Source organism: Marivita sp. (genome assembly GCF_017643905.1).
GTDB lineage: Bacteria > Pseudomonadota > Alphaproteobacteria > Rhodobacterales > Rhodobacteraceae > Marivita.
The window spans coordinates 1-10,170 of record NZ_JAEPMO010000148.1 but is presented as its reverse complement, the minus strand read 5'-3'; the positions used below and the strand labels follow the sequence as shown (position 1 = coordinate 10,170).

Below are 10,170 nucleotides of genomic sequence, written 5' to 3'. Positions count from 1 at the left end.
GGAAGAAGATCACACCGACGCCGCGCAGGTTGATGCCGATATACTCTTCGGGATTGAACCGGCTCGGCACCAGCGGCAGGACAAAACCGTCGATCCAGCCCATGATTGTCCAGATCAGCCAGATCGTCAGGGCAACTGGCGCGATGACAACGATGCCCGTCAGAAAGCTTGCCCGAAGCCGTGCAAGGAGGCCTGGCTTGCGTCGTGCTGGTTCAAAAGGGGTGGTCATGTCGGGTCCGTCACTGGTTCGTTGAAAACCTAGGAGGTCGGGCTGCGGTCTACAATGGGTGCCGGGGCCAAGATCCTGTTTTTCAACGCAGAGCTATCAATTCCTGTGCAATTTGCGCCCCAAGACGAGCATTGTTCAGCACCAATGCGATATTTGCCTTGAGCGACCGTCCTTCGGTCAGTTCGAAAATGCGCTGCAGCAGGTAGGGCGTCAGCGCCTTTCCCGAGATGCCATGCGCTTCGGCGTCCTGCGTGGCGCGGGTGATGATCGGGTGAATCTCGGCATGAGGGATTTCGGCCTCGGCCGGGATCGGGTTGGCGATCAATTGCCCGCCGGGCAGGCCAAGTGCTGCGCGCATCAGATGCGATTTGGCGATTTCTGCGGGTGTGTCCGCACGCAGCGGGGCTTTGAGATTCGACCCGCGTGACCAGAAGGCGGGCAGGACGTCCTGGCCATAGGCCATCACGGGAACACCCAGCGTTTCAAGCACTTCGAGCGTTTTTGGCAGGTCAAGGATGGCCTTCGCGCCCGCGGCCACGACCGTAACCGGCGTTTGCGAGAGTTCCTGAAGATCGGCGGAGATGTCAAAGCTTTGATCGGCACCGCGATGGACGCCGCCAATCCCACCTGTCGCAAAGACTTTGATCCGGGCGAGATGGGCCGCGATCATCGTTGCGGCGACGGTTGTGGCACCCGTGCCGCCCTTGGCCATACAGACCGCCATGTCGGCACGGCTGAGCTTGGCGACCTGTTTGGCCTGCGCCAGTGCTTCGAGCTGGTCAGCGCTCAGACCTACGCAGAGGCGGCCTTCGATCACTGCGATGGTGGCGGGTTCGGCACCTGCGTCGCGCACGGTGGCCTCGATGGCGCACGCGGTCTCGAGGTTCTGCGGCCAAGGCATTCCATGGGTGATGATGGTCGACTCGAGCGCGACGACGGGTTTTCCCGCATCAAGCGCGGTCTGGACAGCGACCGAGATATCGAGGGGCAGGGTGGTCATGTCAGGTTCCTCCGGCGACATAGGCGGCAGCAGTGGCAAGGGCGCGGTGCAGGGCTGTGGGGCGGTCAGCGCCGCGCAATTCGGACGCGATATGGGCGGCCATGAAGGTGTCGCCCGCGCCGGTGACTCGGGTAACCATCACCTCGGGTGGGCGTTCGGCGAGAATGCCCTCGGCGGTGGCGTCACAGGTGACATTGCCACCATCGGTGACCAGGGCACGTGCGGCCCCGCGTTCGATCAGCGCAGCCCCGGCTTGGGGTGCGTTGGTGAATTCGGTCTGGCACAGAAGGCCCGCCTCTTCGAGGTTTACATAGAGCACCCCTTTGCCCGCGCGGATGAAGGGCAGCAGTCGTTCCGCCTTGCCGGGCGACGCGGGTGCAATGCGCAGGTCTGCCTTGGAAAAGGCCGGGTGATGGACGATCTGGTCAAGCAGCGTTTCCGTGAGGTTGCCATCCAGCGCGATGGGCCCGGGGAAGGGGGCTTCGACAAATCCGACAGGCCCGGTGATCAGCGGGCGCAGGATCTTGTCACCTGCCTGCTCCAGCGAATGGGCGTCGGCGATGGCGGCGATCAGGCCGTTCTTGCCCTCGACCGCCATGTATTGATCGGTGGGTAGGTCGTCCGAGCGATAGAGGTGATCGGTGATCAGCCCAAGCCGGTCGCAGGCCGCAACCAATTCGTTGCCTTCGGGATCACGCCCAACGACGCTCAGCAGGGCAGGCAGCAGGTCGAACCGCGCCAGCGTCATTGCGATATTGAGCGCAACACCACCCGGCAGATGGGTGATATGGCCGGGCACGTCTGCGCCCTGTTTCATGTGGCGGTCTGATCGGCCGATCACGTCCCAAAGGACGGAGCCGATGCAAAGGATATCGGGGCGCTGTGTCATGCGCCCGTCATCGCCTGAGTGCTATTTCAGCGCAAGGGTTGGAATGAAGAACGTACCGTCGCGCCGCCCATTGTTGCCGCGCCTGCTTTGTGGCAGCCCTGCGCACGAGAATTGAACGGAGTTTTGCGACAATGATGAAACCAACCCTGATGCGTCCCGGCGGACTTCCCAACAGCGCGTCCACCCCCGTGGTGACGCCGCTCATGCCGTCGGTGGTGTATGCCAGCACAACCCCGGATCAGCTTGACGAACAATACGAAGGCCGTACCGAAGGCTATACCTATGCGCGCGAGGGCCATCCCAACGCCGATGTTCTGGCACGCCGGATCGACGCCATGGAAGGCGCTCCGATGCCGGGGATCGTACTTGGATCCGGCATGGCGGCGGTGACAGCCGTGCTGCTTGGACTGTGCAAGGCGGGGGATCATGTGGTCGGTGGTGATCAGCTTTACGGGCGGTCCCTGCGGATGATGCGCGACGACCTGCCCCGATTGGGGATCGCAACCTCGCTGGCCGATCCGACCGATGCGGCGGCCGTAGCGAAGGCGCTGCGCCCCAACACGCGGCTGGTGCTGATCGAGGTGGTGTCGAACCCGACGCTGCGGATTGCGGATGTGCAGGGCATCGCCGATCTCTGCCGCGAGAAGGGTGTGCTTTTGGTCGTCGACAACACTTTCACCACGCCGCGCGCTGTCACACCTTTCGAACTGGGCGCGGATGTGGTGCTGCATTCGGTGACCAAGCTGCTGGCCGGTCACTCCGACGTGACGCTGGGTTGGGTGGCGACGCGCGATTCTGCTTTGAGCAAGGCAATCTACGATTTTGCCGTGACCACGGGCATGACACCCAGCCCATTCGATTGCTGGCTGGCCGAGCGGGGGCTGATGTCCTTTGACCTGCGCTTTGACCGGGCGGAGTCGAATGCCGCGCGGCTGGCAGATCATCTGGCGGCGCAGCCTTTGGTCAAGCGCGTGCTCTATCCGACGCGCCCGGACCATCCCGACCGCGCCCGCGCGCAAGGAATTTTGCAGGGACGCGGCTGCAACATGGTGAGCTTCGAGTTGCATGGAGGACGGGCAGAGGCGAACGCCTTTACCCAAGGGGCGCATCAGATCGCCTTTGCCCCAACGCTGGGAGATGTCGGCACCACCCTGTCACACCCGGCGAGTTCTTCGCATCGTGGCCTCACCCCCGAGGCGCGTGCGGCACAAGGCATGACCGAAGGGTTCTTCCGGGTGTCCGTCGGGCTTGAGGATCCGGACGCTCTCATTGCAGCGTTCGACGCAGGCCTGGCATCGGTGGCAGCGGTCAAATGACCGCAGCGCCCCGCGATGTTCTGATGGTTCTGGGCATTCCGGCGCTGCTTATTGCGCCGGATCACCGGATTTTTGCGACCAATGCCGCTGCCGAAAAGTTGCTGGGCAAGAATATCGAGGGACGGCATTTCATCACCGCGCTGCGCCAGCCGACTTTGCTTGATACGATCGAGCAGGTTCAGCGCGACGGCACCCGGCGCGAAACCCGCTATCTCACCAATGACGGGCAGCACGACATCACTTATCGCGTTACCTGCGGCGCGGTGCCGATGCAGGGAAAGCAGGGCGTTCTGGTGTCTTTTGAGGACATCACACCGATGGAGCAGGCCGGGCAGATGCGCCGCGATTTCGTGGCCAATGTCAGCCATGAGCTGCGCACGCCTTTGACGGCCCTCTTGGGGTTCATCGAAACGCTGCAGGGGCCGGCACGAAATGACGCCAAGGCGCAGGAACGCTTTCTGGGCATCATGGGGGCGGAAGCAGAGCGCATGAACCGCCTTGTGTCGGATCTGCTGTCACTCAGCCGGGTCGAAGCCGAAGAACGCGTGCGTCCGGCAGACCAGGTCGATTTGGGGGCGTTGATCGAACAAACGCGCCACAGCCTTGCGCAATTGGCGGACGAGGCCGGGATCGGCATGTCGGTCCACTTGCCGCCAGAGCCTATCGTGGTGCCAGGTGACGCCGACCAGTTGCGACAGATCCTGACCAACCTCGTTGAGAATGCGATCAAATACTCGGGCAAAGGTGCCTATATCCGGATCAGCCTGGGCGTTCCCGATTACGAGACACGGCTGCGCGGGCAGGGGGTGCGGATCGAGGTGAGTGACACCGGACCCGGCATTGATGCGGTTCACCTGCCGCGTCTGACCGAACGTTTCTACCGGGTCGACAGCCATCGCTCGCGCGAATTGGGCGGCACGGGCCTTGGGCTGGCCATCGTCAAGCACATCGTCAACCGCCACCGCGGGCGGTTGCAGGTGGACAGCCAGCTTGGCAAGGGGACGACCTTTACCGTCATTCTGCCCATGGACGCGCGACAGGAGTGAGCGGTTCCGTCGACGGAACCGCGTGATGCGTCGACGCATCACGGCGCGGGTGGGCAATTAGGGACAAGATCGATTTGCGCGGGGCGGCGTGTCCGTTGACGGGCGCCGGATGATGCGTCGACGCATCATCCGGCGCTTGTGACGTCAGCCCAGCGAATACCCTGCGCCGCGCACGGTGCGCAGAGGGTCCGCTCCGCCGGTTGTGGTCAGCGACTTGCGCAGGCGACCGATATGCACATCCACGGTGCGCGTGTCGACATAGATGTCGCGGCCCCAGACCCGGTCGAGCAATTGCTCCCGCGACCAGACGCGGCCCGGCTTCTCCATCAACGTGGACAGCAGGCGGAATTCGGTTGGGCCGAGTTTGACTTCGGAGCCGTCCCGCGTGACACGGTGGGTTTCGGCATCGAGGATGATGTCCTCGAATTCGAGCCGCAATCCTGCCGCTGCCGGTCGGGTGCGCCGGAGTTGGGCGCGCACGCGGGCCATCAATTCCACAACGGAATACGGCTTGATGACATAGTCATCCGCACCGGTTTCGAGGCCGCGCACGCGGTCCACCTCTTCCGAGCGGGCAGACAGCATGATGATCGGCACGTTGCGCGTGTCGGCGCGAGTCTTGAGTTGGCGGCACACTTCGATGCCCGAAACATTCGGCAGCATCCAATCCAGCACGATGATGTCGGGCTGTTCCTCGTCAACAAGGATCAGCGCCTCTTCGCCGTTTTCCGCCTTGGCCACACGAAAGCCCTCGGCTTCGAGGTTGTATCCCAGAACCTCGCGCTGTGCGGGTTCATCTTCGACGACCAGAACCGTCGGCTGGACGCTGGACATGGCTTACACTCCGCGGTTGGCTACAGATGACATCTCGGTATCGGTCGAGGTTGTGTCTTCTTTCTGGCGCGGCTCTTCGGGCTTTTCGCCAGTGACAAGGAACACCACCTGTTCTGCAATCGAGGTCACGTGGTCGCCCATGCGCTCCACGTTCTTGGCGATGAAATGCAGGTGCATACAGGGTGTGATGTTGCGCGGGTCTTCCAGCATGAAGGTCAGGAATTCACGGAAGAGCGTGTTGTACATCTGGTCGATGTCCACATCGCGTTCGATCACGTCGCGGGCCAGCGCATCGTCGCGCTGGATATAGGCGTCCAGCGCATCCTTGAGCATGATCTGAACATCGCGCGACATGCGGCGCAATTGTGCGGCCGATCCGTTGATCGCCGGCATGGTCATCAGAACCGCATTGCGCTTGGCAAGGTTCTTGGCCAGATCACCGATCCGTTCGAGGTTTGCGCTCATCCGCATGACCGACAGGATCACCCGCAGGTCGATGGCGGTTGGCGCACGCAGGGCGATGACGCGGGCGGCTTCTTCGTTCAGAAGTTCCTCCAGCTCGTCGATGACCTTGTCATTGGCCCGGACCTGCTCGGCCAGTTCCAGGTCACGGGTTTCGAGCGCCTGTGCTGCGTCGAGGATCGCTTGCTCAACCAGTCCTCCCATCTTCATGATGCGGGCCTGAATGCCTTCCAGATCACGGTCGAAGGCGCTTGAGATATGGTTTTTCATGTCGATCACGTCCTTATCCGATCCGTCCGGTGATGTAGCTTTCGGTGCGGCTGTCTTCGGGGTTCGTGAAAATCTTCGACGTGTCGTCGTATTCAACCAGATTGCCCAGGTGGAAGAAGGCAGTTTTCTGGCTCACACGCGCGGCCTGCTGCATGGAGTGGGTCACGATCACCACTGCATAGTTCTGGCGCAACTCGTCAATCAATTCCTCAACCTGCGCTGTGGCGATGGGGTCAAGCGCGGAACACGGCTCGTCCATCAGCAGCACTTCGGGTTCGGTCGCCACGGCGCGGGCAATGCAGAGGCGCTGTTGCTGGCCACCTGACAGGCCGGTGCCCGGCGCCTGAAGACGGTCTTTGACCTCTTCCCAGATCGCACCCCGACGCAGAGCGCGTTCGACGATATCGTCCAGTTCGGCTTTATTGCGCGCCATGCCGTGGATGCGCGGACCATAGGCGATGTTGTCGTAGATCGACTTCGGGAACGGGTTCGGCTTCTGGAACACCATGCCGACCTTGGCGCGCAGCTGCACCGGATCGACACGCTTGTCGTAGATGTCGTCGCCGTCGATCAGGATATCGCCTTCGACGCGGCAGATGTCGATCGTGTCGTTCATCCGGTTGAGGCAGCGCAGGAAGGTCGACTTGCCGCAACCCGACGGGCCGATGAACGCGGTCACCGTGTTGTTCTCGATCTCGACCGACACGTCCTTAATCGCGTGATTATCACCGTAATAGACCTGTACGTCTTTGGCTTTGATCTTGACGTCCGTCACGGCGGTCTCCTGTGTGGGATGTGGAATATCGTACATGGGGCAGGGTCCTGTTTACCAGCGGCGCTCGAAGCGACGGCGCAGAATGATGGCGATGATGTTCATCGTCAGGAGGAAGATGAGCAGGATGATGATCCCGCCCCAGGCTTTTTCGTAGAACCCGGCATCGGCGCGGGCGGCCCAAGTGTAGATCTGTGCAGGCATCGCGGAATTGGGGTCGATGAAACCTGATACCACACCTTCGGGATAAGCGCGCGCGATAAAGCCGACCATGCCGATCAGCAGCAGCGGAGCGGTTTCCCCAAGCGCCTGCGCCAGACCGATGATGGTGCCGGTGAGGATGCCCGGTGCGGCCAGCGGCAGGACGTGGTGGAACACGGTCTGCATCTTGGACGCGCCCACGCCGAGGGCGGCTTCGCGGATCGACGGCGGCACCGCCTTGAGCGACGCACGGGTGGAAATGATGATGGTCGGCAAGGTCATCAGCGTCAGCACCAGACCACCGACAAGCGGCGCCGACTGGGGCAGGTGCATGAATTGGATGAACACGGCAAGGCCAAGAATACCGAACACGATGGACGGCACGGCGGCAAGGTTCGAGATGTTCACTTCGATCAGGTCGGTGAACCAGTTCTGCGGCGCGAATTCCTCAAGGTAGATGGACGCGGCCACACCGATGGGCAGCGACAAGGCAAGCACCACCAGCATCATGAAGAACGATCCGATCACCGACACGCCGATGCCCGCACCGCCGGGGTTGTCCACACCGGAATCCGACCCGGTGATGAAGTTCCAGTTGAAGTTGCGCACGATGATGCCTGCGTCGGCCAGCGCATCGACCAGATCAAGGTCGGTGGCTTCGAAGAAGCGGCTGTCGACAACGGTGTCGCGGCTGATCCGGCCCTTGAAATAGCCGTCCACACGGGACGAGGCGGGCAGGCTGAAGGTCACGGGCTGGCCGATCTGGTCGGGGTTTGCGCGGAAATATTCACGGATCGTGCTGCCCGGCTTGCCCAGAAGGCGTTCAATCGCAGCAGCGTTGAAATCAACCGAGATACCCTTTTCGGTCAACGCGGTGCTCAGCTTGTTGATGAAGATTGCTTCATAGGCTTTGGTCTTTAGAACCTGACTTTCCGCAGCATCAAACTCTTCCTGCGTCAGGACGAATTCCAGTCTCATTTCGGCCTGGGTAAACGCCGGGATGCCAGACCGCAGGATCGAAACCGTCAGAACGACGAGAAAGAAAATGCCGATCAGGATCGCAACGATGCCATAAGCCTTGAAGCGCTTCTCGGCGGCGTTGCGTTTCTTGGTGCGGGCGTCGACGGTTGTCAGGCGGCCCTTCATCGGGGCGCTGTCCATGCTGGCGTCGGTCATTCGTACTGCTCCCGGTATTTGCGCACGATGTAGAGCGCGAAGATATTGAGCCCGAGCGTGATGACGAAGAGCGTCATGCCAAGGGCGAAAGCAACCAGTGCTTCGGGTGAGGCGAAGTCCGAGTCGCCGGTCAGCTGCGACACGATCTTCGCGGTCACGGTCGTCATCGCTTCAAACGGGTTGAGCGACAGGCGTGCTGCGGCACCCGCGCCCAAAACCACGATCATGGTCTCGCCAATGGCACGGCTGGCGGCGAGCAGGATCGCGCCGACGATGCCGGGCAGGGCGGCAGGCAGAACCACCTGGCGGATGGTTTCGGATTGGGTCGCGCCCAGACCGTAGGACCCATCGCGCATGGCTTGCGGCACCGCATTGATGATGTCGTCCGACAGCGACGACACAAACGGGATCAGCATGATGCCCATGACCAGACCGGCGGTCATCACAGCGGTGCCAGCCTGCATCCAGCCAAGGCCGTCATCGCCAAACACGCTGACCAGCAGCGGGCCTACGGTGAGCAGGGCGAAGAGACCGTAAACAATGGTCGGGATACCCGCCAACACTTCGAGCATCGGCTTGGCAAACGCCCGAACCTTGGGGCTGGCGTATTCCGAGAGGTAAATCGCAGAGAACAACCCGATGGGAACCGCCACGATCAGCGCAACGATGGAGATGTAGAAGGTGCCCCAGAGCAGCGGCAGGATGCCTAGGTCCGACGAGCCGCCGCGACCCGAGAAGCTGGGTGCCCAGCTGGTGCCGAAGAAGAAATCAGACGCCGGGTAGAGGCGGAAGAACTCGATCGTGTTGAACACCAAAGACAGAACGATGCCCAGCGTGGTGAGGATCGCGATGGACGCGGCCGCGATGAGCAGGACACGCACGCCCTGTTCCACGACATTGCGTGCACGGAAATCCGGCCGCGTTTCCTTGAACGCCCAAAGGCCACCGGCAACAGCGATCAGCAGAACAACGATGCTCATAAGCTGGTAACCGGTGCTGTTCAGCACACGGAATTGCTGGGCTGCCCGCAAAATAGGCTGTGTAATCTGCGAGGTCACGATGGCACCGGCATCGGACAGTCGCTGTGTCACGTCAGAGATGTCGGCGCGCATGTTCCGCGCCTCGTCTTCGGTCAAGTTGCCGGTGGCAATGGCCAGATCAATGCCATCCGCGGCACGACGCACTTCCGCCAGCACGAGGCTGCGCGACGAGGTCTCGGCGATATCACTGTCGGGGATTGCTCCAGACACAACGCTGTTCACGTAAAACGGTTGCGCGATGAGCCAGATCACCAGAACCAGCAGGGCAGGGATCGCGGATTTCATCGCGGCATTGCTGCCGTAGTAGTTCGGGAGAGAATGAAGGGAGCGTCGGTCCTGACCCGACATCGCCATCACACGCATGCGTGCGAGCACAAAGGCAGCGCCAGCGATCGCGAGAATGAGCAGGAAAAGCCAGAGTAGTGGCATGTGGCCCCCAGGGTCGTCACAAGAAATTCAGAAGAAAAAGGAGGCGGCGATGTCTGCCGCCTCCTGATTGACCAGGTGGTCAGACATTTACATGTCTGCGCCCATGACCTTTTCGTCAGCAACCATCTGCTGTGTCTTTGCCAGTTCCGGATCGGACACGAGGCCGTACTGAGCAAGCGGGCCGTTCGGGCCTGCCAGATCGTCGGAGATGAAGAACTCAGCGAATTCTTTGAGGCCCGGGATCACGCCGATATGTGCTTTCTTCACGTAGAAGAACAGCGGGCGGGACACCGGATACTCACCGGACGCGATGGTGGCGGTTGTCGGCTCGACGCCGGACATGGTGGCCACTTTCAGCTTGTCGGTGTTGTTCTCGTAGAATGCGAGGCCGAACACGCCGATGCCGTTGGTGTTGGCGTCGATACGGGCGAGGGTTTCGGTGTAGTCGCCGTCGATGTCGACCGACTTGCCGTCCTGACGCACGTCAAGGCAGGCGTCTTCTGCGT

General features: G+C 61.7%; 10 protein-coding genes and 1 pseudogene. 2 read left to right on the top strand and 9 right to left on the bottom strand.

Annotated elements, in window-relative coordinates; all coding sequences use genetic code 11:
• The 3 genes and pseudogenes from JJ869_RS19030 to JJ869_RS19020 all read right to left on the bottom strand — a co-directional run.
• Positions 1 to 229: pseudogene (locus JJ869_RS19030) on the bottom strand (hypothetical protein); the annotation flags it as partial.
• Between the two features lie 82 nt (positions 230 to 311).
• Positions 312 to 1,229 (bottom strand): pseudouridine-5'-phosphate glycosidase, encoded by a 918-nt coding sequence (locus JJ869_RS19025; protein ID WP_292269571.1) that lies wholly within the window; start codon positions 1,227 to 1,229, stop codon positions 312 to 314.
• A gap of 1 nt (position 1,230) precedes the next feature.
• Complete coding sequence (locus JJ869_RS19020; protein WP_292269568.1) at positions 1,231 to 2,118, bottom strand: PfkB family carbohydrate kinase; 888 nt, start codon at positions 2,116 to 2,118, stop codon at positions 1,231 to 1,233.
• Between the two features lie 134 nt (positions 2,119 to 2,252).
• On the opposite strand from JJ869_RS19020, the gene JJ869_RS19015 reads away from it, so the two are divergent.
• Positions 2,253 to 3,434, top strand: a complete 1,182-nt coding sequence (locus tag JJ869_RS19015; protein WP_292269576.1) for an aminotransferase class I/II-fold pyridoxal phosphate-dependent enzyme — start codon at positions 2,253 to 2,255, stop codon at positions 3,432 to 3,434.
• Positions 3,431 to 4,480, top strand: a complete 1,050-nt coding sequence (locus JJ869_RS19010) for an ATP-binding protein (protein ID WP_292269567.1) — start codon at positions 3,431 to 3,433, stop codon at positions 4,478 to 4,480. The genes JJ869_RS19015 and JJ869_RS19010 overlap by 4 nt, the downstream gene beginning before the upstream one ends.
• Positions 4,481 to 4,624: 144 nt before the next feature.
• Here JJ869_RS19010 and phoB read toward each other — a convergent pair whose 3' ends face one another.
• The 6 genes from phoB to JJ869_RS18980 all read right to left on the bottom strand — a co-directional run.
• Entirely contained in the window at positions 4,625 to 5,314 is a 690-nt protein-coding gene (phoB, locus tag JJ869_RS19005) for a phosphate regulon transcriptional regulator PhoB (RefSeq protein WP_292269566.1), read from the bottom strand.
• 3 nt (positions 5,315 to 5,317) lie between these two features.
• Complete coding sequence (gene phoU, locus JJ869_RS19000; protein WP_292269574.1) at positions 5,318 to 6,046, bottom strand: phosphate signaling complex protein PhoU; 729 nt, start codon at positions 6,044 to 6,046, stop codon at positions 5,318 to 5,320.
• Positions 6,047 to 6,059: 13 nt separating this feature from the next.
• Positions 6,060 to 6,857, bottom strand: coding sequence for a phosphate ABC transporter ATP-binding protein PstB (gene pstB / locus JJ869_RS18995; RefSeq protein WP_292269565.1), 798 nt, complete (start codon positions 6,855 to 6,857; stop codon positions 6,060 to 6,062).
• A gap of 15 nt (positions 6,858 to 6,872) precedes the next feature.
• Positions 6,873 to 8,195 (bottom strand): phosphate ABC transporter permease PstA, encoded by a 1,323-nt coding sequence (pstA, locus tag JJ869_RS18990; protein ID WP_292269561.1) that lies wholly within the window; start codon positions 8,193 to 8,195, stop codon positions 6,873 to 6,875.
• Positions 8,192 to 9,664, bottom strand: a complete 1,473-nt coding sequence (gene pstC / locus JJ869_RS18985; RefSeq protein ID WP_292269558.1) for a phosphate ABC transporter permease subunit PstC — start codon at positions 9,662 to 9,664, stop codon at positions 8,192 to 8,194. Before pstC ends, pstA begins: the two co-directional genes overlap by 4 nt.
• Before the next feature lie 87 nt (positions 9,665 to 9,751).
• Positions 9,752 to 10,170: substrate-binding domain-containing protein (locus JJ869_RS18980; RefSeq protein WP_292269556.1), on the bottom strand; the 419-nt coding region annotated here is incomplete at its 5' end.